Below are 23,083 nucleotides of genomic sequence, written 5' to 3'. Positions count from 1 at the left end.
CGGCGACATGCCGACGCAGTTTTCCCCGCGGTTTCGGATGTTGGTACGCAGGTGGCCATGTTTCGGGCAATCCGCAAGGGCAGCCAGAGCAAATTGCCGGAACTTGCGCAACGCCCAGTTACCCCACGTTAACACTTTTGCGTTCTACAGAGCAGACACCGCCAGAACCATGACCTGACCCCATCACTGGCCCGCCCGACCACCGGCCCGCCAACGCCAAGGACCCCCATAGGAACGCCCCCATGTGTCAGATTTGTTCTGCCTTTAACCCGACCTTAATCGGTTGCACGTACGGAGACTTGATCGACAAAGATTTGATCGGCCAGAACTTGGTCGGCCAGGACCAGGGCGTGGCGCAAAATCCGGGGGCCATTAGCGCCCCCGGCGATACGTTGCTGGAAGGGACAGATGCCAGCGCCGACACGACAACCTCAGCAGAGATTGCGGTGGGCGAGTATTTCATGGGGGCCCTGTCATCGGGCTCGGAAAGCGATTGGATTGAAATAACTCTGGAGGCCGGCACCTATACCCTTGCCGCCGTGGGCGTGGGCCCGTTGAGCTCTGCCGTGAACGACATCACGCTGACCCTGCGAAACGCCGCCGGAAATTATGTTGACTATGACGATAGCAACGGCCCCGGATTGAATGCGGATATCACCGTTGCCGTCAGTGAAACGACGACATTCTACATTGATGTCGGCTCCTACAGCTTTGCCGACAGCGGCACCTATGGCGTGTCGGTGACCCAAGGCACCGTGGCCAGCTTCAATGCGGACATGGGGGCTGGCAATCTTTTGCGCCCGAACCAAGCGTGGGTGACGACACCGGGCACGGAAGTATCGTTAACATGGGCGTTCCGGGCGTCGGGCAACGATCCGTTGAACAATACCCCCTCAATCGCCATGAACGCGGACCAAATTGCCCTTACCGAAGCGGCGATGGCCTATGTGGACGCGATCTCGGGCCTGAATTTCACGCAGGTCGCACCGGGAGGCACCTCTAACAACGCAACCATGTTGTTCGGCGCCTATGAGGCAAGCGACGGGTCCGGCGCCTACGCTTATTATCCGGGATCGAACGGCGGCAATACCAATGCCAACGCGCTGCAAGGGGACGTTTGGCTAAACAACACCTCGTTCTATCCCGGCCAAACCTACGGCACTGGCACCTATACTGGCTATACGATGCTCCACGAGATCGGCCACGCCATCGGCCTTGCCCACCCCGGCGACTACAATGCCACGCCCGGCGTCTTTTTCACTTACGACAATCACGCTCAATTCCTGCAAGATTCGCAGCAATACACGGTGATGAGCTATTTTGGAGAGACGAATACCGGCGTCAGTTACGGTCTTGGATACCCCGATACCTTCATGCTGTACGACTTCATGGCGATCCATCAGTTGTATGGGGCGGACGTGAACTACAACGCAGGAAACACAATCTACGGCTTCAACGCGAGCGAGGCCGGGTCGGTCTATGATTTCACCACCAATACCACACCGTTGATGACGGTTTACGACGGCCAAGGCACCGACACGATCGACCTTTCCGGCTACGCCATGGGGCAATGGTTAACGCTGCAAGAAGGGGCGTTCTCCAACATTGGCGGCTATGGGGGCAACTTCTCCATTGCCATGGGTGCCGTGATTGAAAATGCCTTGGGCGGCAGCGGCGCCGATACGATTTCTGGCAACGGCGCGGCTAACGTGATCGACGGCGGTGCGGGGGCGGATAGTCTTTCAGGCGGCGCGGGCGCTGATACGCTGATCGGCGGATCGGAATTCGACTATCTGGAAGGCGGAGAAGGACGCGATTCGATCGTTGGCGGTATGGGCGATGACACGTTGATCGGCGGGGATCAGAACGATCGTCTCTCCGGCGGCAACGGAGACGACCTGATCCTTGGCGAAATGGGGGCCGACCGCCTGATCGGGGGACGCGGCGATGATACGCTGGATGGCGGGAACCGAAACGACAAGCTGATCGGCGGAGAGGGCAACGACATTCTTTTTGGCGGCACAGGCAACGACATGCTGCGCGGCGGCACCCAAAGCGACTACCTGAAGGGCGATGCAGGCGACGATGTATTATGGGGCGGCGCCGGGCATGACACGCTGATCGGCGGCGCCGGTAACGACACAATGACCGGCAATTTCAACGCGGATACATTCATCTTCTTTGACGGCCACGGCGACGACGCCATCAGCGATTTTGAGGCGACCAACGATTTTGAAAAGATCGACTTCTCTGGTCTTTCCTCCTTGAACAGCCTCTCCGAAGTGCTCGGGACGGGCTCCGGCACCGCCGCGGCCACCCAGGTGGGCGGTGATGTGGCGATCACCACAGGTGGGGGGACAATCATGCTGGAGGGCGTGAACTTCGTGGATCTCGACGCTCAAGACTTCATCTTCTGATGCGGGTCAAAAGCGGCAACGCCATAGCCGCGCCCTGCCGGACCAGAACAACGCACATACTCGGAAGGTTGGAGCGGGCGACGGGAATCGAACCCGTATCATCAGCTTGGAAGGCTGAGGTCTTACCATTACACAACGCCCGCGCGCTCTTGAGCCTGCATATTTTACACTGAATTTGGGGTCAAGCGCGTAGTGACGATAGGGATTCCGTGAGATCAACGGCAAACTGACAAGGGCACATAGGGCACACTTTCCGCAGAATGAATCGGCATTGCCTGCGGACTGCAAAAACCGGACCTTGGCGGCGCATGGTACCGACGGCTGCTGAGTGGACATTGGGGATACGCGCCCCGATAGTTGAATCGTCCCCTTCCAGCCGAAACCACCCGCGCCCTATTTGCCAGCGCCCCCTATCACAAGCCCGCCGATCCACCGGACCGGGTTCTGGCCTATCTCGACTTTCGAAAAGGGATCATCGTGGGGGAACCTTCGAATACACCTGCCTCGTCGGCACAATGACACAAGAGGTGCACAATAGCGTGCCCGAAATCCGCGAGGCCTGCGCCGATAGCATTCTTGGACATGCCGCTACGCTGGAGGCCGATATCGAAACGGCCCGTGTGCAGCGAAACATCGACGGACACTGGACCGCAATGGGGTTCCGCACTCCGGAGACGCCGAAGACGGGTGCTTTCAACCTCTGACGCGCGCGAAAAGTTCGAGATTGAGAGCACGCCATCGCCGCGTCACGTCCAGCGCGTGAACAAGACGTAGTCAACAATACTGCGCGATGCCTCGCTGCCGATCCTGCCGACGCGCTACTGCATGGGTGTCGCCGAACCGAAAGCCGCGCGGTTGCCGAACGGTTCACAGCAGCAGTTTCCGGATGGCGAAAAGGCCCCATGGCGGTACGGTTCATAGCCCCCAATTGCGGGGGACGTCATGCGCAACGTTCATTGGCCAACCGACGCGCAAATGTAGCGGCTACGCCCACACTTTCCGAAGTGCTCAGATCGCGTCCTTCACGACGATCGGCGCGTGCGGTGTGGCATTATCTTCATCATCGTCAATGGGTCACGACGCTGCGAGGCAACCGCCGGAGTCACAAGGGCTTTGCCGTGAAATACACCGACTGGTAAGTGGCAAGCGTCGCTTCACGCGACGAACTGCATCGAGATCTCGTTTGGCAGACCAAAGACTGGCGTCGCTACACGTTACGACAACTCGCCAATAGCCTGCGTCTCAGCCATCGCACGCGTCGCTTCCGTCGTCGTCTGATTATGGGGCCTGTGCCTAGGCAGGCAATGAATCTCACCCGCACTTCGAAATTTGAACAAGAACTTCGTGAAATGCCCATAGCCCGCGAATGGGAAAAAGCGCCCCCGCGAAACTAGCTGAGCGGCTTCGACGATCAATATCGGCCATGAAGTGCGACAAGCCGAATTTGTCAGTAGCCGCCCAGGATGCAACTTCGCGGTCGTTATAAAATGCCGTGCTTTTTGAAAACTTCGGCGAGGCTGCTTCCAGCTCGAAGCTCATCACGCACGGTGTTTTCAGAGCGCACCTTCTCAAGCGCGCCTGCAACAACCTCCTCCACTCTTTCGCTTGGGATGACGACGATACCATCGTGATCGGCGACAACCATATCACCCGAATTCACAAGAACGCCGCCGATAACACATGGCACATCGTACCACATCATCTTCCCACGATACTTGGTGTCCACTGGATTGCGCCCGCCAGAGAATACCGGAAATCCCATGTCTCGGATCATCGCTACGTCACGCACACAACCATCCGTAATACAGCCCGCGCTTTCGAGAACCTGCGCACGGGTCGAAAGCAATTCCCCCCAAGGTGCGATGTCTAGGTTTCCATTGCACGAAATGATCGGAACCTCTCCTGGTTTGAGATCATCGACCAGCGCGATCTCATGTTCGTAGACATTCACTTCGGCGTCGTCGTGGTAAATTGGCATGAAAAGGCCGACACGGGCATATCCGAAGATCGTCATGTCCTCGGCCAGAGGTGCGAGTCCCGGTGCGACGGTCTGGCTGCGCAGACCAAGGCTGTCGAGCGTATCGCATATCACTGCAGAATAGAGTTCTGCCTTACAAGTTTTCAGAATTTCGAGGCGGTCTGTCATGGTCTATCCTTTCTTGGCCGCGATCTCATGCGGCTGTCGGTTGGTTGATCATTGCACTGGCATCCATGATCTATGGACGTCGGCGCATAAGGTTGGTCTTTGATCTTTAAGTCTGTGCACCAAATGGCTCAGCGCGGAATTACGTAGAAATATTTTATATAATTCAATTATTTACCTTCCCTTCTTGCTACTTGCGCAAGACCTCTGAGGTAGCCCATCGCAAAGATATGCCCACTCATCGCGTAGCCGTCGTTTGTGGCATCATCGCAGGCCAGAAGCGGGGCATGATCGCTGCGGATAGGGCCATCGTAACCTGTTGCAACAAGTGCCTCGAACACGGCCAGCAGATCGTTCTGGCCGTCATCGGGGAACGTCTCGATAAAGTCATCCCAAGTGCCGTGCACGTCGCGCACATGAACAAACCCGATGCGTCTTTCCCAACGCCGGATCAAAGCGGGCAAATCGTGGCCATTCTCCGCAAAGCACCCAAGACACATCGTCATTGCATTTGCCGGACTGTCCGAGATCGCAAGCACCCGGTCGAAATCCTCAATGGAGCCGATAATCCTCTGCAAGCCGCAAAGCTCTGGCAGGGGTGGATCATCGGGATGCAGCGAAAGGCGCACGCCTGCGGCCTCTGCGGCGGGCACGACATCAAGCAGGAAACGCTCAAGATTGTCCCACATCTGCGCGCGCGCGATCGGCTTCTCGGTATGGGGTAGCGTCTGATCCGACATTTCCGTCAGGCGAAACCCGCTGGTTAATGCGCCGCCACGGGTCTGACGATCCATCGCCGTGCGCACGACCATGGCGTCTGGCGATACCTGAGGCATGAAGTTGTAGGCAACGACTTCCACGCCCAAAGCCCCGAGATGTCCAAGCGTCCGCTTGTAGCGCTCGGTCTGTTCTTGCCACCCGTGTTTGCCCATGACGATCTTGTCGATTGGCGGGCCAGATTCAGCGACTGTCCAGCGTAGGCCAAATGCGGCGTAGCGCGCATGGATCGCCGCCAACGCTTCGACATCATCCGGCAAGCCGTTCATGTCATAATGCACGGCCTCACTGGCCCCTAATTGGCCCAGTAGCTTCAGGTTGGTGTCATCAGGCGGGTTGGCGACCATCGTTAAACGCAAAGTGAACTCCTTAGAAATCATCGAGCGGGAAGAGCGGCCGAGTGACCCTTGTGTACTGCAGCTTGCGAACATCCGCACAGGTGGGACCCGGCGTGTCCGCCACCAGAATGCGGGCGGCAAGAGGTCCGAAACTCACCCGGAAGTGGGAGGGCGACTTTACAAAGACAAGCGCCGCTGTAGATGGGTCAAGGCCTTGGGACAGGTAAATGCCCGTGTCCCACTCCATCGACGGCCGGGTCCGAACAACGACGCGTAGTTGCCCGATGCCGAGCACGGCTGTCCGACCCATATCCATCGGAAGCCCCTGCGCGCCGGGGTCGTGCATCACATAACGTCCGTCTGATACGGAAAGGACGCGGGCTGACGTAGAAACCGGCGCGCCGTCGTTGATCGAGAATGCATGACCGAGACTCACCTCAATCACTGCCCCGACCCCAACGCCGTGGGCAATTTGCGCGGCAACCGGATCGCAGAGCGTCAATAGGGATAGTCGGGGTTGCTTGTCAGCGCCTGCGTCCAACAGCGCGCGCAGGACGGCGACATTATCGGCAGCAGCCCCCCCCGTCGGGGCGTCGCCACTGTCGGAAACAAGGGTCATTCCGTCATTTGTGTGAGCAACCTCAATCGCATGATCGAGCGGAACACTATCAAGTGTGAACTTGTGCCGGATTTCCATCACTCTGGCGGCCAACGCATCCGCAAACGCTTGGGCCGCCGCCCGATCACCATCGGCACACACCAAGGCTGCGAACCCTAGATCGGGCACATCAATCCACGGCTGCACCGGAAAGATCGATGCATGCAAGATTGAGCCTTCGCCCTCCATCTTGCGGGCCGCCCGTGCGACATGGGCCAGCGGTCCGTCGGTCGTGCGACCACAGACTGCGGGGACAAGTACGTTGCACTTCGCCAAGGCCATGACCGGCCGGCACTGGCCCGCCAGCGTTCGCGCCATCAAACCCGCAACCCGCTCTCCTGATTCATACATGTCGACGTGGGGATATTCTTGGTAGCCGACGTGAAATGTGTCGGGTTGCAGCATCAACGGCGTGATATGAGCGTGCAGATCAAGAGAAACACCGATAGGCATACCATCAGGCAAGATCGCCCGCATCCGTGCGACGACCTCACCATCCCCGTCAGGCTGGTCTTCGACAACCAATGCGCCATGCAAGACCAAGATCAGGCCGTCCACTGGCCCGGCATCGCGCAGACGCGCCTCCATTTCGGACACAAGTTCCTCAAAGGCGGGGCGCGTAATCGGCCCTGCGGCGGCGGCGTAGGACGCAATCAGGGGAACCACGTCGATTTCGGCCGCGGTCAGGCCTGCAAATACCCCCGGCACCTCGACGCGCGCCGCTCCATACCCATCGCGCATCGCGTCGCCGCGATGGATATAATATTCCTCGAAGACCGCAACTGTGGTGGGTATCGGAGAGAAGGTGTTGGTCTCTTGCATGAGCGACGCCACCGCCACACGAGGCCTGCGCGCCTTCGGCTTTTCGGGGTGCGAGATCATATCGCCACTTCCCTTGACGGCATCGGTGTTGCAATCTTTCCGCAGCCGACGCTTCCAGCTGCGCAAACTGCGGTAAACGACTGTACTTTATAGGAAAAATTACACCTCATGACCGCCCCCGGATTGATTGAAACGTGCCACCCGACCGCACTGTCGCAGCATCCGCTGCGGGTGTTCACACTGACGGGGGTCAGCCCCGGCCCAGTCTTGGCGTTGATCGGGGCGGTTCATGGGGACGAGTTGGAAGGGCCGCTTACCTTGTCGGCCCTGATGCAATATCTTGATCCCGCACGTTTGTGCGGCCAGCTGATCCTGTGTCCCGCAGCAAACGCGGAGGCCCTTGCCGCCAGCACGCGCTGCTCTCCCTCCGATGGGCTCAATCTGGCGCGGTGCTTTCCCGGTGATCCCAAGGGCGCCCCGACCGAGGTTCTCGCGGCGCTTATTGCGGAGCATGTGATCCGTCCGGCGGACGCGCTGGTTGATCTGCACAGTGGCGGCGGCCCCGTCGATTGCCCGGTCTTCGCAGGCTACGGCGATGCCCCGGCAACTCGCACTGCAAATCTTGCGATGGCCCGCGCCTTCGGCGCGCCTGTAATCTGGCGCCACCCCGCGCCGATAGCGTCGGGGCGCACGTTGTCCGAGGCGGACGCCTCCGGTATTCCCGCGATCTACATCGAAGCGGGCGGCGGGACGTTCCCGACCGAAGATATACTGGAGGCCTATAGCGACGGCGTGCGTCGCGTCATGGCACACCTCGGGATGATCGACAGCGCTCCACTGACCGCGACCGCGCCCCTGTTCGTTGCGGGAAATGGCGATCTCGACGCCGCGATCATGGCTCCGGCCTCGGGGCTTTGCAGCTGCCGGGTTTCGCTTCTGGACAAGATCAGCGCCGGGCAACCTTGTTTTGACATCACGGATATAGATGGGCGTTTGTTGCATACGATCGCCGCGCAAGCCGATGGTATCACGATGTTCCTGCGGCGCAGCAGATGGGTGTCCAAGGGCGACCTCTTGATGGCGAGCGCGACGCCGGACGATTAAGCGCCGCTTATAGAATCCTACCCCCTTCATCTAGCCAGTCTGACACGGTCGGGCTGCAATCCCTTGCTGCCGGTATCCGCCGCAAACAAGCGGCCTGCGTGGGGATCGTCGACGTCTTCACAAGCGGTCGTGATGAACAGTGTCCGGTAGTCCTGCCCGCCAAATGCGCAACTTGTCACCATTGGTGTTGGCACCTTGATCCGCCGTTCTTCCATGCCATTCGGAGCAAAGCAAATCACGCAAGATTGGCCCCAAACCGCAAGCCAAACGCAGCCCTCTGCATCTACGCACAGACCATCGGGCAATTGGCCCTCCGGCAGCGACACCCACGGCCTTCGATTAGAAACCGAGCCTGTCGGAAGATCGAAATCGAACACATCTATTCGGTGGGTCATCGAGTCCACATAGTACATTTCCGTGCCATCGGGGCTCCACCCAAGGCCGTTCGACATCGAAATTCCGGCGGCCATCTGGTTAAACCCCTGCCCCGCCCCATGTCGCCAAAGGCTGCATTCATAATGCCCGTCCGACGTGGCAGTTCCGACCCAAAACCGCCCCGCAGCATCAGGTTTGCCATCATTGAAACGCCCGATACTGGCCTCCGGAAGATCGGCGACTTCCTGAAGCGAGCCCCCTGCCGTGATGGTCAAAAGCTGTTGCCCGATGCCGAGGACCAAAGCTCCGTCGTCGGCGAGGGCCACGCATCCCGGGGCGTCCGGCAGGTCTCGCTGCATCGTGTCGCCAGATGCAACATCCGTCGTGTAGAGGCGGTGATGCCGGATATCGATCCAGACAAGCCGATTGCGTTCCGCGTCCCAGACCGGACCTTCGCCCAAGCCAGCTCGGATGTCTCCGACATGTTCCGGCACCGCGCTTCTCATCCGCCCATCCCTTAGCGTTATCTGGTTGGTGTAAGGTAGGATGTCACACTCCCACCTTACAGCGACTCATTTACATCGTCCCCCTTTGTTTAATGATTGTTTTTTATGGTGAAATCAAGTCAGTTAACCTCAAATAATGATAACTTGAATCTTGCGTTGTTGACGCTGCAACCCTAGCCTGTTTGCTCACACAGTATGGATGCGATCATGTCGAAACGTGGCCTCTATGAACGCTATGGGGAACTCTTGCCGAAGATCAGCGGCTTGGGGCCTGTCGATCTTGGGCAGGGCAACACGCCGCTTGTCCGCAGCAGATCAATCGGACCGGCGGCGGGTCTTCCTAACCTCCTGTTCAAGATGGAACATTTGAACCCGACCGGCTCCTACAAGGATCGTTTTGCGGGTCTTGCCGTGGGCGCTGCACGGGCATCGGGTGCGACCCGATGCATGGCGACCTCGTCGGGCAATACCGGGGCTGCACTTGCCGCCTTCGCAGCGGCAGGCGGGTTGAGATGCGCGCTCTACGTGTCCGAGAACGCCCCGGCGGGCAAACTTTCACAAATGCTGGCCTATGGGGCCGACGTCTATCGCGTTGATCAATTCACCATTGACCCCGTCGAAAGCATGGCGATTTCTGCCTTGCTGGAAGACGAAGCGCAAAAGCGAGGGCTTGAACTGTTCATCACGGCCTACGCGGTCTGCCCTGACGCTATGGAAGGGATCAAAACCATCGCCTACGAGATCCACGAAGACGCGCCCGAGGTGGCGGATGTCTTTGTCCCCGTCGGTGGCGGTGGTCTGCACGTCGCGATTTCGCGCGGGTTTGATGATCTTTCACAGGCGACCCCGGGCCTGTTACGTCCCCGGATGCACGCGGTGCAACTCAGTGGGAACGATACCGTCGCAACCCCATTACGCAACGGCGACACCCAAGCGCGTCCGGTCGATACGTCAACCTCGATCTCTGGCCTGGGGGTCGGTTTTATCCTTGATGGACACGACGTGATCCGCCATGCCCGCGCGACGGGCGGACAGGGCCATGTAATTGACGAGGATGTGGTCCGCGCTGTGCAGCGCAGGTTGGCGCTGGAGGAAGGTATTCTGGTTGAACCCGCCGGTGCCGTCAGCGTTGCAGGCGCCCTTGCGGCTGCGCAATCGGAGGAGATCTCGGGCGATGATCCGGTGGTCTGTATCTTGACGGGCCACGGATTCAAAGATCCCGACACCCTGCAAGCCATCGGCGGCGATGCGGTGCGGATCAGCCGGGGCGAGATTGCGGGAACATTTAAACATGACTGACAGGGTTCAAAAGGCCGGCGCATCTGACGCGGACCGGGTCGTTCTTGTGACGGGTGGTGGCACCGGTATTGGCGCCGCAAGCTGCGCCCGATTTGCGCAGGACGGTGCAACAATCGTGCTGTGCGGCATTGATACCGCCCCGATTGAACAGGTTGCGCGGAGCATATCGGACGCGGGCGGCACGGCTTTGCCCATGACTATGGATGTTACCGAGGCCGACGCGCGCACCGCGCTGTTTGAGGAAATTACTTCGACCTTTGGGCGTCTGGACGTTCTGGTCAACAACGCCGCCCTTATCGGGCAGGCCGCACTTGCACCCGCCAAAACGCAAACACTGGACCATTTCGAGCGCATTCTGTCAGTCAATCTGACGGCCGCCTTCGCGATGGCGCAGCTTGCCTATCCGTTACTGTTCAAGTCCGGAGGCTCGATCATCAACGTCTCGTCTGTGGGTGGCAGCGCTGCCCAATTCAATGCGGCAGCCTACTGCGCGTCAAAGGCAGGGCTGGATGCTTTGACCCGGAGCCTCGCGCTTGAATGGGCGAAGGACAGGATCAGGGTCAACGCAATTGCACCGGGCGACATTCAGACCGAAACCACAGATGCCCTTAAATCCGGGTGGGAGAAGGGCGTCGGAGAGAAATCGGACTTTGCCCGCACGACACCGCTCGGCAGGCCCGGAACAGCGGGCGAAATGGCCGACGTGATCGCGTTTCTGGCCAGCCCCGCCGCCAGTTTTGTCACCGGAGAGGTCGTGCGCGCGGACGGTGGGTTTCTGCTTTACTAGGGGGCCATGGGCTAGTCGTGGACCAAGTCTGGCACGAATTTCTGTGCGCTGGCTCTGATCGCGGCAACCATTTCGTCGCTGGCGCCGGAATAGGGCCAAAGCAGCGTTGGCCGAATTGGTAGCCAGCCCCCCGCCGCCGCCATCGCTTTGTCTAGGGCGGCATCCGACAACCCATGATTGCGGGCCAGAGGGGTCACCGCTTCATGTAGGAACTTCCGAAAACGCGCCTCTAGATCAAGGGCTGCGATCGGGTCCGTTTCTATCTGTTCCCACTGACGCACAGCTCCCGAAGGTGACAGGCAGGCCACATTGGAATAGGAGCCATCGGCCCCGAGAGGGCGACCGAAAGCCACGGTATGCCCGGCCACGAACACCGACAATTCGCCTAGTTTTGCGCGCCGTGCCGCGTACCAATCCGCATCTCCACCCGCGACCTTGACGCCAACAAGATCCGGCGTAACCGCACGCAGCGCGGCGATTTGGTCCACGTTGAGATGCGCCTTGGCGGTGGGGGGATTATACAAGACCAAGGGTAGCCTCTGCCCCGCTTCAGACATGCCAGCAATAAACCGTGCCCGCTCCTCCGCCGAAGGCGGCCACCAGTCGGGTAATGTCACCTGCGCGGCAACTGCGCCGCTGCCCGCAATCCGCTTCAGCCTGTCGCGTGCAACGCGCGGGTTGGAATTGCTGACGCCAATCTGTACGGGTATCTTGGCTTGCTCGGCCCTATCCAAAACGATCGCGGTGATGGCGTCGAATTCCGCCTCGGTCTGGTTGAAGAACTCGCCCGCCGTCCCGTTGGTATAGATCCCCGCCACGCCACTTTGGCATAGCATATCCACCATGGCTGTGAGCGCGCCTAAGTCTATGTTGCCCGCTTCAGACAGCGGCAGTAGCACTGCCCCCCAAATGCCTTCTGGCCGAAAATCCGACATCCTAAATCTTCGCTTGGGCGCGAAGATCGGCTTCGAGTTTGGCCTTGTAACCCGCCTTCGACGCCTGATCCACCTTTGCACTTTCACCAAAGTAGACAAACCCAAGGGCCCGCCGTGACCGGGTTGGGGATTGGTTTGCCCCTGCCCAGTGGATCGTCCTTGCATCATGCATCAAGAATGTTCCCTCAGCACCGGGAAAGGAGACGGTGTTGGCGGTGTCGTCATCGGTTCCGAAATCAGTCAGGCCTTGCGAAAACCCCAACACGTTCGAGCGTCCGTGGGGGCGAAAGCCATCCCCCTTATGGGAACCCCGCACATAGTGAATGCAACCGTTTTCAGAATCCACAGGCTCCAACGCCAACCACCCCGTTACTGCCTTGCAGGGTGAGAGGTGAAAGTAATACCCGTCCTGATGGGGCGGCGTTGGCTGGCCTATTCCAGCAGGCTTGTTAAAGTATTGCAGGTTTTGCGGCACCGCCTTCTCACCCATCACGGCACTTGCAATGTCGCTGATCACGCTCTCCTCCATCAGCGCGCGGAAGTATTCGTCATAAACCGAAAGCTTCTGCATCTGCTTCAGTGTCGAGCGGTCGTTACGATCCTCAAAATACACCTCTTCCACTGGCATCCCCGGCATGACGTCGCGGATATAGCGATCCAGCTCTGCGTTGATCTCACGCATTTTCTCGGCTTCAAACAGCGGAGTGATCGCCACAAATCCGTCAGCATTGAAGGTGTCTGACATCTGTCTTGGTTTCTGAATGGAATGCGTCACGATTGGTGTCCCTTCGGTGTGGTGTTGCCTTGAAGAGTGCATGAATCGGGCGAACAAAGCGCCATAGAGGATCGCCAGTGAACTAGGAATATCGACAAAAACATTATCAGATGGCCAAAGTTAATAGGAATTCTGTGAAACGTGCGTTTACTTCTCCATGCCTACGGCCGCTTTGATCAGCGACTGCCCATCGGTCCGGTTAGTTGGCCGTTCCATGATCTGTTGTGGATCCACCAAGGGGGGGCGCAACTGCGTTTTGCGGATGGAAGCGGTCTTACATTGAGCGCGCCCGACGGTGTTTTGATCCTACCGAATACCGCCTTCTCCGGCCATGCGATTGGCGCGGCTGCGACCGCTTCGGTGTGTCACTTCGAGACCGATGCCCCCTGCGATCCGGGCTACCTCTCTGCGGCCCCGTCCGAAAGGTTGGACCTAAGCGCGCTTATTAGGATGGCTCTCAGATTGGCCACCGAGATGCCTGATGCCTTGGATCGGCGGCAGCGTTTATTGCAGACGATCCTTGACGGGTTCACACCGGTGGAGACAACGACGCCGATAGACCGTGATGAAATCCGCGTGGACCGTGCCTGGACGCAAGCGGCGCAAAACCTGCACGTCATCCGCGGCCTTGTGGATGTGGCCGCTTTGATCGACCTGCGCGAAAGCGCCTTCAGAACGCTCCATCGCCGCGTTTACAACACCCCCGCTGGTGCACATCTGCGCGGGTTGCGTCTGGCCCAAACCCAGACGCTTTTGGCGACCACGGGTCTGACCCTAGATGAGATCGCCAAGCGGGTCGGTTATGGCCATGCGGAAACCCTGAACGCCGCGTTCCGCAAGGCCCGAGGCGTCACCCCCGGCGCGTTCAGGCGTCATGCGCAGCCCTTTGCCTGAGCCTTCACGCCAATCGCGCGAAACCGGCGTGGCAGACTGGTCCGTCCAACAGTTCCATCGGATCGCGGCCGTTCATGCATTCCGCAATCTGTCCGAAAATGGGGTCCAGTGCTTCGACGTAGCCGTCCAGCACTTCGTCCGAATGTTCGGTACAGACATAGACGCTGGTTCCTGCGAGGTAGCCAGATTTCAACATCTCTTGGGTAATCAGCGTCTTGTAGATCAATGCATCCGCACCTCCAACGGAGAAGCCAGTTAACGCGGGCAGGCCCGCCACGGTGATGTCTAACCCGTGCTTGGCGGCCAAGCTTTTCCAACGCTCACCAATGTCTCGACCTGTCTCGGTGATCACGTCCCACGACCCGACATCTTCCATCGCGTCCAGCGTCGCCAGTGCGGCCGCGGACCCGATGCGTTCAGTCCAGAATGTCGAACTGATGAAAGTGCTTTGAGCCGCTTCCATCACGTTGCGCCGCCCGATCACCGCCGTGACCGCATAGCCGTTGCCCAAGGCTTTGCCGAAAACTGCGAGGTCCGGTTCCACGCCGTAAATCTTGTGCAGGCCACCAAAAGATTGCCGGAAACCAGAGGTGCATTCGTCGAAGATAAGGACAATTCCATGGGCGTCGGCCAGCGCGCGAACCGCCTCCAGATAACCCGGTGCAGGCGCCGTGCTACGTTGAACCTCCATCTTGATGACGCCGATGGGATACTCCAAGATCAACCTCTCTAATCCCGGCAGGTCATTGTAGCTGAACGGAACGACAGACCCGGCCAGATCGCGCGGTACGCCTGCGGGTGCGAGACCGGGCAAAAGGTGTCCGTCCAGCCCCTCGGAATCGCCAAGGTTCGCTGCCAGATACCAATCATGCCACCCATGATAGCCGCAAATCGCCACGCCATCACGACCCGAGGCCGCGCGGGCGATCCGGATGGCGATGGCATTTGCCTCGCCGCCCGAACGGGCGAAACGCGCCATGTCTGCCCAAGGGTGCAGATCAATCAACCGTTCGGCCAGCGCCACTTCCTCCGGCGCGTTCAGCGTCGACATGTTGCCCGCGTCAATCACACACCTCACAGCCGCATCGACCTTTGGATGGCCGTAACCCAGCGTATTGGTCCCAACACTCATCAACGACATGTCGGTGTAGTCGCGACCGTCCATATCCCAGACAGTGACGCCAGACGCCCGAGAGAAATAGGCAGGCCAAGCCTCTGGCAAGTGCATTTCGGGACGCTTGGATAGCAGCATGTTGCCGCCGGGAACGACCGCCTTGGCGCGGTTCCATAATTTCTGACCATTGCTCATGACGCTCTCCCTATGCTTAGGGTATATGGTTATACTGCTAACATGCCAAATCAAGGGGGAACGTAATGACTGACATGCCTTGGAGACCAACGGAATTGGATGAACGTATCTGGGCCGAAGAGCTTGACCCTTTCGTGCCCCAGCGTGTCTTCGACGTGCACACACACCTGCATAGTTGGGACCACTATATCGACTTGGACAAACACGTCGGACCCTACGCGGGTACAATCGGCCATTACTTCCCACGGGCAGATCGCGTGATAGCGGACGCGGTTGATGCCAGCCTGATGCCGGGGCGTGATGTCGAAAGGTTATCATTCCCATACCCCTACCCTCGCCCAATGGACCTTGCGGCGGCCAATGCGCTGGTGGCGGACGAAGTCTGCGGAAACTCTGCGGGATTGATGATGGTTCACCCGGAAATGAACGTCGAAACCATCCGCACAACCCTGCGTACGACGGGCATAATCGGACTGAAGCCTTATCTTGTCTACGCCAAAGGCACCGCCCCTGCGGATGCCGCGATTACGGACTTCCTTCCAGAAGAACAGATTGCTCTGGCAGACGAACTGGGCCTGATCATCATGATGCACCTGTCCAAACGCGATGCCGTGGCCGACCCTGACAACATCCGGGACCTGCTGGACCTGACTGCGCGATACCCCAATGCCAAATGGATCCTTGCCCATTGCGCCCGTAGCTATTCCGCTTGGGCGATCGAGGCTGCGGCCTCGGCACTGCGCGACATTCCCAATATTTGGTACGACACCTCGACCGTGTGCGAAGCAGATACGTTGGATGCGCTTTACACAGGGGTCGGCGTGGACCGCGTAATGTACGGCAGTGACGATCTCATCGGCCCCATGCGTGGAAAATACATCGCCTTCGGACGCGCTTGGGCTCTACTTCATCCTGGCAATCACAGCCTGTCTCTTGGTCATTGCAACCCGGAGATGACATTTATCCGTTACGAACAGCTGCGCGCAATGAAACGGGGCGCGCGCCAAGTCGGGTTGACCGAAGCGCAACGCAATGCGTTGTTTCACGACACCGCGCGCGCCTTGGTCGACAGTGTCCCGAAACCAGACGGGACCTAGATCCCGTCGAGGAAGCCGATCCCGCTCAGGTCATGGGAATCCCGGAATGCCCGGAAGGCATCTTTTAGCGCCGCTTCCTGCTCCGGGGTTTCGTAGTTGTCGAAGGGTTTGCGGCAATAGCCCGCGTCCGCGCCCTGCCATGCCATGACCCTTTTAACCGCTGACATTGGATATTGTTGCAGCGTGAAGAAGATGATGTCGTTGGCCTTGTCTTGCAACGCCTTTGCGTCGTCCAAACGCCCTTCCGCCATCGCTTTCGTCAAATCGGCGTAGAGCTCGGGGATGATATTGTAAAACGAGCCGATCAGCCCGTCCGCGCCGAAGGCAAGGCCTGACATCGCCATTTCATCGGCGCCGGAGAAGACGCGGAACTGCGGCCCGATCTCTCGCTTCATCCGACCAATCTCAAAATGTGTTGGCGCGGTGTATTTCACCCCTTTTAAGCCTTCAATCGTCGCAAGCCGTGCCAACATGTCGAAGCCAAGTGCACCAGCGAGAGTGATGTTATAGGCCACCATCGGCAACGATGTAGAAGCGGTGACGTCCGTATAATAATTCACGATCTGATCCGGGGTGAATGGCCAGTAAATTGGCGGCACCGAGGATATGGCGTCTGCGCCTGCGGCTTCAGCCTGCTGTGCCAGCGCCACCGTTTGATAGGTGCTGATCGCGCCTACGTGAACCATCACGGGAACACGGCCCGCGACTTCGTCACAGACGACTTGGACAACACGCATCCGTTCATCAGGACTCATCATGAACCCTTCGCCGGTTGAGCCCGTCAGGTAAAAACCATCAACTCCGCGAGACAGCAACGACGCGGTCAACCCACGGGTCAGATCCTCATTCAGCGTACCGTCCAAGTCGAAGGCCGTGACAAGGGCCGGGATGACGCCGTGGAAGTCATTAATCGAGAATTTTGCCATGGTATTTGGAGACTTTCGTTTGTTTCTTCCCGTTGCAGTCATTCCGCAAGGGGGTGTTCTATCAGGTGGCAGGCCGCCAGATGTTCGCCCTGCCCGGCTTTGAATTTGCGCAGGCTTGGGACATCCGTTTTGCAGATATCCTTGGCGAAACGGCATCGCGGGTGGAACGGACAGCCGGAGGGCGGGTTGATCGGGCTTGGCACATCGCCCTCAAGCACGATGCGTTGCGTTTTGCGATCCAGATCCGCGACCGGGATCGCGGACAGCAGCGCCTGCGTGTAGGGATGCAGCGTGTTTGAATAAAGCTCATCCGCGTCGCAAAGCTCCACCACCTTGCCTAGATACATCACGGCAATACGATCGCAGAGGTATTCCGTGACGCTCAGGTCGTGGGTGATGAACACATAGGTCAGGTTTTTCTCTCGTTTGAGGTCTATGAGAAGTTGCAAGACCTGCGCCTGAATCGACACGTCCAACGCGCTCACCGCCTCGTCGCAGACGATCAGTTCCGGTCCGATGCTGAGCGCGCGCGCGATGCCGATGCGTTGCCGTTGACCACCTGAAAATTCGTGCGGATAGCGATCCATCGCCTCTCGCCGCATATTCACGGCTTCCAACAGATCACCCACAATTTTGCGGCGCTCAGCCCGGCTTTTTACGCCGTAGTGGCGCAACGGGTCTTCGAGCGAGCCAAAGATGGTGAACGCGGGGTTCAAGGAAGAGTGTGGATCTTGGAAAACGATCTGAAGCCGTTTGCGGAAGGCGAACAGTCCCGCATCGTCCAGAGTCGTCAACTCTGTCTTCTCAGTGTCGTCACTGTAGGTCACGGTGCCTTGGGTCGCGCGGACCAATTGCAAGATCGCCTTGCCGAGCGTGGTCTTGCCACATCCACTTTCCCCGACGAGGCCCAGAACCTCGCCTCGATGGACATCCAGATCAACTCCGTCCACCGCGCGGACGTGACCTGTTACGCGTTTCAGAATGCCGGTGCGTATCGGGAAATGCACCTCGACATCGCGCAGGCTTAGGATCGGATCACCGGCCATCTGCTGCAAACTCCTCATAGCGCCAGCACATGACGCGGTGACTATCGGACACCTGAGTTTCGGGTGGCATCTCATCACATTTTTCAATTCGGTGGGCGCAACGGTCTGCGAACTGGCAGCCTTTGGGCCGATCATACGGATCAGGCGTTTGGCCTGGGATTGCCTTAATCTCTTGATCCTTGCCGCGACCCAAAACGGGGATCGAGTCAAGCAGCGCACGGGTATAGGGGTGCACTGGATTGCGCATAACCACGTCCACCGGCCCCGCTTCCACGATATTGCCCATATACATCACGGCCACATCATCGGCCAATTCGGCCACAACGCCCATGTCGTGCGTGATCAACATGATCGCCGTGCCGTTATCGCGTTTCAACGTGTCCATCAGCTCGAATATCTGCGCCTGAATCGTCACGTCGAGCGCGGTCGTAGGCTCATCAGCGATCAGGATGCGCGGGTTGCACGACATCGCGATGGCGATCATCGCGCGCTGCCGCATGCCCCCGGAGTAGAGATGCGGATATTCGTTTACCCGCCGCTCAGGCATGGGAATGCCCATGGAAGCCAGCAGATCTATCGCCTTGGCATGGCGCGCCTTGCGCCCCAGCTTCGTATGATACATCAGCATTTCTTTGATCTGAAAACCAATGGAATAGACTGGGTTCAGTGCCGTCATCGGGTCTTGAAAGATCATCGCGATGTCTTTGCCGCGGATGCTGCGCATCTGCGCGCCATCACGCGGCAGAGCATCAATCCGCACCGGTCCGTCCGCGCCGTGCAAGGTGATCTCGCCTTCTTCAATCCGGCTCAAGGTTGGCAGAAGTTGCATGATAGAGGCAGCTGTCACGCTTTTTCCGCAGCCACTTTCCCCCACGATACATAGCGTTTTGCCTTGCCGGATCTCGAACGAAACACCGTCGATAGCGCGGTTGCAGCGGTTATTGTTATAGAAGTATGTCTTGAGGTCCTTCACGGACAAAGCAACGTCGTTTTCCATGCCCCTACCCCTGCTGCGACGGGTCAGTTGCGTCACGCAGGCCGTCTCCGATGAAATTTACACTGAGCACGAACAAAGAGATCGTGGCGCCGACGGGCAGCCATATCCACCAGTTCTGTTCTAACACACGCAGGTCTTGCGCGGCGTTCAGGATGTTGCCCCATGTGGGGACAGATAGCGGCACGCCGAGGCCCAGAAAACTCAAGCCCGCCTCCTGCAGGATGAAGGCCGCCGTCGACAGCGTGATGTTGACCATGATCGGGCCAAGCGCATTTGGCAGCATATGTTTGTAGGCGATGCGCGCGGGGCCAAGGCCAAAGCTGCGCAGGGCCTGAACGTATTCTTCTTCGCGGATCGACAACATCCTAGCCCGTGCCATCCGGTAAATGCCGCCCCACCCCGTCAGCGTGAATATCACGATGAGGTTCAAAAGAGACTGCCCAAGGATGGCAACCAATAGCAAAACAAGAATGATCTGCGGAAACGACATGAAGATCTCGGACACCCGCATGGCGACCCAATCCAGCCAGCCACCGACATAGCCTGAATAGACTCCGATAATCACACCAATCATCGCTGATAGCAGCGCGCTGCCAAGTCCGACCAGAATGGAGACGCGACCGCCGTAAAGCACGCGGGCAAAGATATCGCGGCCCGTCTTGTCGGTGCCAAACCAATGCTCGATCGAGGGCGGTTGCGCGATCGCGCGCAGGTTTGGAGACATGGGGCTGTGTTGCGCCAACATTGGCGCCAAAAGGCTCGCCATGCAGATGATGGCAAAAATCACAAAACCGATGAGTGCCAGTCGGTTGTTGAGGAACTTTCCAAGGAACCGTCCACGACGGCGGGACTTTCCCTGCATCGAAGCTTCGCGGTCCCGCAGGCGGTCAAACTGGGCATCTCGGCGGGTTCGGGGGCGTGTAATCTGCGTGTCGGTCATGGCTTAGTCCCCCAACCGCACACGGGGATCGATGATCGCCGTCAATAGATCAACAATCAGGCTCGCCAGCAGCACGGCAAGCACCGAGAACAGAGCTACCATCATCACCAAAGGATAGTCCTGACTTCGCACGGCCGAGACAAACTCCTTGCCGATGCCGGGCCATTGAAACACCTGCTCGATGATGACCGAGCCGCCGATTAGAACAGGCAAACGGAAACCGATCAAAACGATCACCGGGGTCAGGGCGACGCGGAAGCCGTGCAGGACGTTCACGCGCCATTCAGGCATTCCCTTGGACCGCGCGGTACGGATGAAGTCGCGGCTCAAGGCATCCAGCATGGAGGAGCGCGCGTAGCGCATCACGCCCGCCGTCATCATGATTGAAAGCACCAGCGCAGGCATAATCAGGTGGGGCAAGCGGTCCCAGAAGCCGTCATAACCGGGCAAGGTACGGCCACCGACAGGCAGCCAATCAAGGTTGAGAGAGAAGACAAGGATGGCCACAAGGCCGAAAAAGAACTCAGGGATGGATACGCCCAACATGCCTACTACGGTCAGTCCCTGGTCTGTAACCGTGCCTCGGGTCAATGCGCTGATCGTGCCAAGGATGGAACCGAGGATTGTCGAGATCACGAGGGCTGCGAACGAAAGTTCCAGCGTGGCGGGGAGACGGTCCAGGAAGATGGTGGAAATCGGAACTCCGCCCGCAAGACTGTATCCGAAATTGCCTTGGACAACGCCACTGATCCAAATCCAGTAACGAACAACGAACGGCTTGCCGAGCCCAAGGCTTTCGCGCAGTTCCTGGAGTCGGTCCGGATCCATCGAGCCATAGGCATCGGGGGGGATCATGTGGGAAACAGCGTCGCCCGGTGTCAGCTCTAGGCCAAGGAAGATCAAGAAGCTGATCGCGATCACCATCGGGATCAGGGTCAGCAATCTGCGGGCGATATATGTGAGCATTTGCCTCTGGGGGTTGGCCGGTGACAGGGAGTTTGGGCAACACGAGAGCGGCGTTGAGGCCGCTCTCGCACGTAGCGCTAGACGTGATCGAGATCAGTCCCGCGGGAACTGATTGATCCAGAACAAACGTGTGTAAGGGATGTTCACGGCGGTCACATTCATATGCTCCATCTCTTCGAGCGAGGGCACATCCGTTGCGTTTTTGGTGTAGCCGAAATCAGCACGCGAGGCGGCAGCGTTACGGATCAGGTTTTCATCCCCGTCATAGGACGGCAATGCGATGATCTGATCGATCAGCGCCACACCACGGTGATAATCCTGGAACGGCACCAAGGTCGTGAACTCGTTCATCCGCGCCTCTTCGATCATGTAGGGACCGGAGCCGATCGGCATCTGCCAGAACTCGTTTTGCTGCAGCTGGAGGGGATCTGCGCCCTCAAAGTAAGACATCGGCAGCGGCGCGAACTGGGTGAACGACAACAGGACGTTCGGGTCAAGCTCAGCAAATGTGAGGGTCACGGTGTTGCCGTCAACCGCGATCCCGCTGATCGCGTCTGCGTCACCTGCCGTGAACGCGTCTGCGCCTTCGATCCGTGACAGGGTAGCAGCAAGGACGGGGTGCGTGATCGGGAACTGAGAGGCCATCTCAATGCTGCCCTGCACATCCGCGCCCGTGATCGGGGTACCGTCGTGCCACGTGAGACCATCGATCAAGGTGAAGCTGAACGTCAGGCCATCGTCAGACAACTCATAGGTTTCCGCCAGCTCACCGCCGATAGGCGTTAGCGTGCTGTCCGCCTCAAGGATCGTATCGAAGACGTATTTGTTCGACACCCAGATGCCAAGGTTCTGCCAAGGCACCTCGAAGAACTGTGCCGGACCGGCGTTGGTGTAAGCAACCAATTCGCCATCCTCGTTGGGCTCTACAGTCCAAGTCTCGATGGCAGAGTTGTAGTTGTATTGCTCGTTACCGACGGGGGCGCCGTTGCGGTTGATCCTGTCACTTTGGAAAACGTATAGCTGCTGATAGTACAGCGGCAGCATGTAGACGTTCTCATTAATGATGCCTTCCATCGCGCGGTAGCCTTCCCGCTGGATTTCTGGATCTGCGGTCGCGTTCACAGCGGCCACATGGGGCAGCATCGCTTCCACGGTTGGCACAGTCGGCATCTCGCCTTCCGCGAAGCGGTTGAAATATTCCTGATTGGCGATCGCCGCACGGGCGCCGTAAAGGATATCCCAATCAACGGCAGCAGGCCCGTTTACCGGGTCTTCCGGAAGGCCGCTGATCTGCGCACCAACATCGCCTTCGAGCAGCCGATACGTAATGTCGATACCCACGTCGCCCAACTGCGCCTGGATAACCGCCATGAAGTTCGCTGTCAGTTCATCGGGGTAATAATAGACCACATCCAGGGTGCGACTGCTGTCCCACTCGGCCTCAGCCAGCAATTCGCGCGCACGCTCTGGGTCGTAGGAATAGCTGTTCATCCCGTCAGGATAGTTGGCGGCGTCAGACGTGAGGCCCACTGCCGGAATTGCGGCACCCTCAAACAAAGTCTCTGCAATTGTCTCCATATCAATAGCGTAGGCAATTGCTTGACGCACTCGTGGGTCAGATAAGCCATTGGAGTTGATGGCCTGAGCATAGGCGCCACCGGCCACCTGTGCTGCGACCAAGGCCATTACGGATGTTGTAACTAACTTGTTCATTCAAATCCCCTGCTTTCATTCATGATGTGCGGCCCGCGAAAGCACTCGCGTGGCCGCCCCATTTCAAACCGACGCAACAAGCGCGCGAATTTTCTTCGCTTGGTAAGCGCCCACCTGTGGCCCCTACACTTGAAACACCGTGTCCATCTGACCGCCAACATGGCGTTGACAGGCCAAGATATCCTATTAACATATCAACATGGCATTTTGTGGTGTGTCAAGAATTTGTAGCCACCAAATCCGATCTAAATTCGGCCAC

Annotated in this window: 20 protein-coding genes, 1 tRNA gene and 1 pseudogene; 8 read left to right on the top strand and 14 right to left on the bottom strand. The window is 58.6% G+C overall.

All coding sequences use genetic code 11. The annotated features are described in order from the left end of the window. Positions 1-299: 299 nt before the first annotated feature. Positions 300-2,417, top strand: a complete 2,118-nt coding sequence (locus AADW23_RS10490; RefSeq protein ID WP_341860887.1) for a M10 family metallopeptidase C-terminal domain-containing protein — start codon at positions 300-302, stop codon at positions 2,415-2,417. A gap of 69 nt (positions 2,418-2,486) precedes the next feature. Here AADW23_RS10490 and AADW23_RS10485 read toward each other — a convergent pair. Beyond that, positions 2,487-2,560, bottom strand: a tRNA-Gly gene (locus AADW23_RS10485). Positions 2,561-2,944: 384 nt separating this feature from the next. Here AADW23_RS10485 and AADW23_RS10480 point away from each other — a divergent pair. After that, complete coding sequence (locus AADW23_RS10480) at positions 2,945-3,121, top strand: hypothetical protein (RefSeq protein ID WP_341860886.1); 177 nt, start codon at positions 2,945-2,947, stop codon at positions 3,119-3,121. A 238-nt stretch (positions 3,122-3,359) separates the two neighbouring features. Beyond that, positions 3,360-3,509, top strand: a pseudogene (locus AADW23_RS10475) (IS5/IS1182 family transposase); the annotation flags it as partial. A 388-nt stretch (positions 3,510-3,897) separates the two neighbouring features. Here the strand turns inward: AADW23_RS10475 and AADW23_RS10470 are convergent. The 3 genes from AADW23_RS10470 to AADW23_RS10460 form a co-directional block, all read right to left on the bottom strand. Beyond that, the gene (locus AADW23_RS10470) at positions 3,898-4,563 is read right to left on the bottom strand and encodes an RraA family protein (RefSeq protein ID WP_341860885.1); all 666 of its coding nucleotides are present in this window, start codon (positions 4,561-4,563) and stop codon (positions 3,898-3,900) included. Between the two features lie 167 nt (positions 4,564-4,730). Beyond that, positions 4,731-5,696: a mannonate dehydratase gene (locus AADW23_RS10465; protein ID WP_341860884.1), complete on the bottom strand. Its 966-nt coding sequence runs from the start codon at positions 5,694-5,696 to the stop codon at positions 4,731-4,733. Between the two features lie 10 nt (positions 5,697-5,706). After that, positions 5,707-7,215: a M81 family metallopeptidase gene (locus AADW23_RS10460; RefSeq protein WP_341860883.1), complete on the bottom strand. Its 1,509-nt coding sequence runs from the start codon at positions 7,213-7,215 to the stop codon at positions 5,707-5,709. Between the two features lie 108 nt (positions 7,216-7,323). On the opposite strand from AADW23_RS10460, the gene AADW23_RS10455 reads away from it, so the two are divergent. Further along, positions 7,324-8,259, top strand: coding sequence for a succinylglutamate desuccinylase/aspartoacylase family protein (locus tag AADW23_RS10455; RefSeq protein WP_341860882.1), 936 nt, complete (start codon positions 7,324-7,326; stop codon positions 8,257-8,259). Between the two features lie 26 nt (positions 8,260-8,285). On the opposite strand, the gene AADW23_RS10450 is transcribed toward AADW23_RS10455, so the two are convergent. Next, a complete protein-coding gene (locus AADW23_RS10450) occupies positions 8,286-9,140 on the bottom strand; it encodes an SMP-30/gluconolactonase/LRE family protein (RefSeq protein WP_341860881.1) in 855 nt (284 codons plus the stop codon). Positions 9,141-9,347: 207 nt separating this feature from the next. Between AADW23_RS10450 and AADW23_RS10445 the strand changes: the two genes are divergently transcribed. After that, positions 9,348-10,439 carry a pyridoxal-phosphate dependent enzyme gene (locus AADW23_RS10445; RefSeq protein ID WP_341860880.1) on the top strand — a complete coding sequence of 364 codons (1,092 nt, stop codon included), beginning with the start codon at positions 9,348-9,350 and terminating at the stop codon, positions 10,437-10,439. After that, entirely contained in the window at positions 10,432-11,226 is a 795-nt protein-coding gene (locus AADW23_RS10440; RefSeq protein WP_341860879.1) for an SDR family oxidoreductase, read from the top strand. Before AADW23_RS10445 ends, AADW23_RS10440 begins: the two co-directional genes overlap by 8 nt. 11 nt (positions 11,227-11,237) lie before the next feature. Here the strand turns inward: AADW23_RS10440 and AADW23_RS10435 are convergent, their stop codons facing one another. Both AADW23_RS10435 and AADW23_RS10430 read right to left on the bottom strand, forming a co-directional pair. Next, entirely contained in the window at positions 11,238-12,161 is a 924-nt protein-coding gene (locus AADW23_RS10435; RefSeq protein ID WP_341860878.1) for a dihydrodipicolinate synthase family protein, read from the bottom strand. Between the two features lies 1 nt (position 12,162). Beyond that, entirely contained in the window at positions 12,163-12,906 is a 744-nt protein-coding gene (locus tag AADW23_RS10430) for a phytanoyl-CoA dioxygenase family protein (protein ID WP_341860877.1), read from the bottom strand. A gap of 171 nt (positions 12,907-13,077) precedes the next feature. Here AADW23_RS10430 and AADW23_RS10425 point away from each other — a divergent pair, with 171 nt between their 5' ends. Continuing rightward, on the top strand, positions 13,078-13,830 hold the full coding sequence (locus AADW23_RS10425; RefSeq protein ID WP_341860876.1) for a helix-turn-helix domain-containing protein: 753 nt from the start codon (positions 13,078-13,080) through the stop codon (positions 13,828-13,830). Positions 13,831-13,834: 4 nt separating this feature from the next. Here the strand turns inward: AADW23_RS10425 and AADW23_RS10420 are convergent, their stop codons facing one another. Continuing rightward, positions 13,835-15,139, bottom strand: coding sequence for an aminotransferase class III-fold pyridoxal phosphate-dependent enzyme (locus AADW23_RS10420; protein ID WP_341860875.1), 1,305 nt, complete (start codon positions 15,137-15,139; stop codon positions 13,835-13,837). Positions 15,140-15,204: 65 nt separating this feature from the next. Here AADW23_RS10420 and AADW23_RS10415 point away from each other — a divergent pair, with 65 nt between their 5' ends. Then, the gene (locus AADW23_RS10415; RefSeq protein WP_341860874.1) at positions 15,205-16,236 is read left to right on the top strand and encodes an amidohydrolase family protein; all 1,032 of its coding nucleotides are present in this window, start codon (positions 15,205-15,207) and stop codon (positions 16,234-16,236) included. Here AADW23_RS10415 and AADW23_RS10410 read toward each other — a convergent pair. The 6 genes from AADW23_RS10410 to AADW23_RS10385 form a co-directional block, all read right to left on the bottom strand. Then, the gene (locus AADW23_RS10410) at positions 16,233-17,162 is read right to left on the bottom strand and encodes a dihydrodipicolinate synthase family protein (RefSeq protein ID WP_341860873.1); all 930 of its coding nucleotides are present in this window, start codon (positions 17,160-17,162) and stop codon (positions 16,233-16,235) included. The genes AADW23_RS10415 and AADW23_RS10410 overlap by 4 nt on opposite strands. Before the next feature lie 38 nt (positions 17,163-17,200). Continuing rightward, positions 17,201-18,208 carry an ABC transporter ATP-binding protein gene (locus tag AADW23_RS10405; protein WP_341860872.1) on the bottom strand — a complete coding sequence of 336 codons (1,008 nt, stop codon included), beginning with the start codon at positions 18,206-18,208 and terminating at the stop codon, positions 17,201-17,203. Further along, on the bottom strand, positions 18,198-19,205 hold the full coding sequence (locus tag AADW23_RS10400) for an ABC transporter ATP-binding protein (protein WP_341860871.1): 1,008 nt from the start codon (positions 19,203-19,205) through the stop codon (positions 18,198-18,200). Before AADW23_RS10400 ends, AADW23_RS10405 begins: the two co-directional genes overlap by 11 nt. A gap of 4 nt (positions 19,206-19,209) precedes the next feature. Then, on the bottom strand, positions 19,210-20,145 hold the full coding sequence (locus tag AADW23_RS10395; RefSeq protein WP_341860870.1) for an ABC transporter permease: 936 nt from the start codon (positions 20,143-20,145) through the stop codon (positions 19,210-19,212). A gap of 3 nt (positions 20,146-20,148) precedes the next feature. Continuing rightward, positions 20,149-21,111 (bottom strand): ABC transporter permease, encoded by a 963-nt coding sequence (locus tag AADW23_RS10390; protein WP_341860869.1) that lies wholly within the window; start codon positions 21,109-21,111, stop codon positions 20,149-20,151. A gap of 93 nt (positions 21,112-21,204) precedes the next feature. After that, positions 21,205-22,824, bottom strand: a complete 1,620-nt coding sequence (locus AADW23_RS10385; RefSeq protein WP_341860868.1) for an ABC transporter substrate-binding protein — start codon at positions 22,822-22,824, stop codon at positions 21,205-21,207. Positions 22,825-23,083 lie beyond the last annotated feature (259 nt).

Source organism: Gymnodinialimonas sp. 57CJ19 (genome assembly GCF_038396845.1).
Lineage (GTDB): Bacteria > Pseudomonadota > Alphaproteobacteria > Rhodobacterales > Rhodobacteraceae > Gymnodinialimonas.
The sequence above is the reverse complement of the archived record's forward strand: the minus strand, read 5'-3'. Positions and strand labels throughout refer to the sequence as shown.

Bases quoted from the DNA above. Each gene is read 5' to 3' on its own strand.
- AADW23_RS10470 (WP_341860885.1), bottom strand. From the start codon at position 4,563: ATGACAGACCGCCTCGAAATTCTGAAAACTTGTAAGGCAGAACTCTAT.
- AADW23_RS10460 (WP_341860883.1), bottom strand. From the start codon at position 7,215: ATGATCTCGCACCCCGAAAAGCCGAAGGCGCGCAGGCCTCGTGTGGCG.
- AADW23_RS10455 (WP_341860882.1), top strand. From the start codon at position 7,324: ATGACCGCCCCCGGATTGATTGAAACGTGCCACCCGACCGCACTGTCG.
- AADW23_RS10450 (WP_341860881.1), bottom strand. From the start codon at position 9,140: ATGAGAAGCGCGGTGCCGGAACATGTCGGAGACATCCGAGCTGGCTTG.
- AADW23_RS10445 (WP_341860880.1), top strand. From the start codon at position 9,348: ATGTCGAAACGTGGCCTCTATGAACGCTATGGGGAACTCTTGCCGAAG.
- AADW23_RS10440 (WP_341860879.1), top strand. From the start codon at position 10,432: ATGACTGACAGGGTTCAAAAGGCCGGCGCATCTGACGCGGACCGGGTC.
- AADW23_RS10435 (WP_341860878.1), bottom strand. From the start codon at position 12,161: ATGTCGGATTTTCGGCCAGAAGGCATTTGGGGGGCAGTGCTACTGCCG.
- AADW23_RS10430 (WP_341860877.1), bottom strand. From the start codon at position 12,906: ATGTCAGACACCTTCAATGCTGACGGATTTGTGGCGATCACTCCGCTG.
- AADW23_RS10420 (WP_341860875.1), bottom strand. From the start codon at position 15,139: ATGAGCAATGGTCAGAAATTATGGAACCGCGCCAAGGCGGTCGTTCCC.
- AADW23_RS10415 (WP_341860874.1), top strand. From the start codon at position 15,205: ATGACTGACATGCCTTGGAGACCAACGGAATTGGATGAACGTATCTGG.
- AADW23_RS10410 (WP_341860873.1), bottom strand. From the start codon at position 17,162: ATGGCAAAATTCTCGATTAATGACTTCCACGGCGTCATCCCGGCCCTT.
- AADW23_RS10405 (WP_341860872.1), bottom strand. From the start codon at position 18,208: ATGGCCGGTGATCCGATCCTAAGCCTGCGCGATGTCGAGGTGCATTTC.
- AADW23_RS10400 (WP_341860871.1), bottom strand. From the start codon at position 19,205: ATGGAAAACGACGTTGCTTTGTCCGTGAAGGACCTCAAGACATACTTC.
- AADW23_RS10395 (WP_341860870.1), bottom strand. From the start codon at position 20,145: ATGACCGACACGCAGATTACACGCCCCCGAACCCGCCGAGATGCCCAG.
- AADW23_RS10390 (WP_341860869.1), bottom strand. From the start codon at position 21,111: ATGCTCACATATATCGCCCGCAGATTGCTGACCCTGATCCCGATGGTG.
- AADW23_RS10385 (WP_341860868.1), bottom strand. From the start codon at position 22,824: ATGAACAAGTTAGTTACAACATCCGTAATGGCCTTGGTCGCAGCACAG.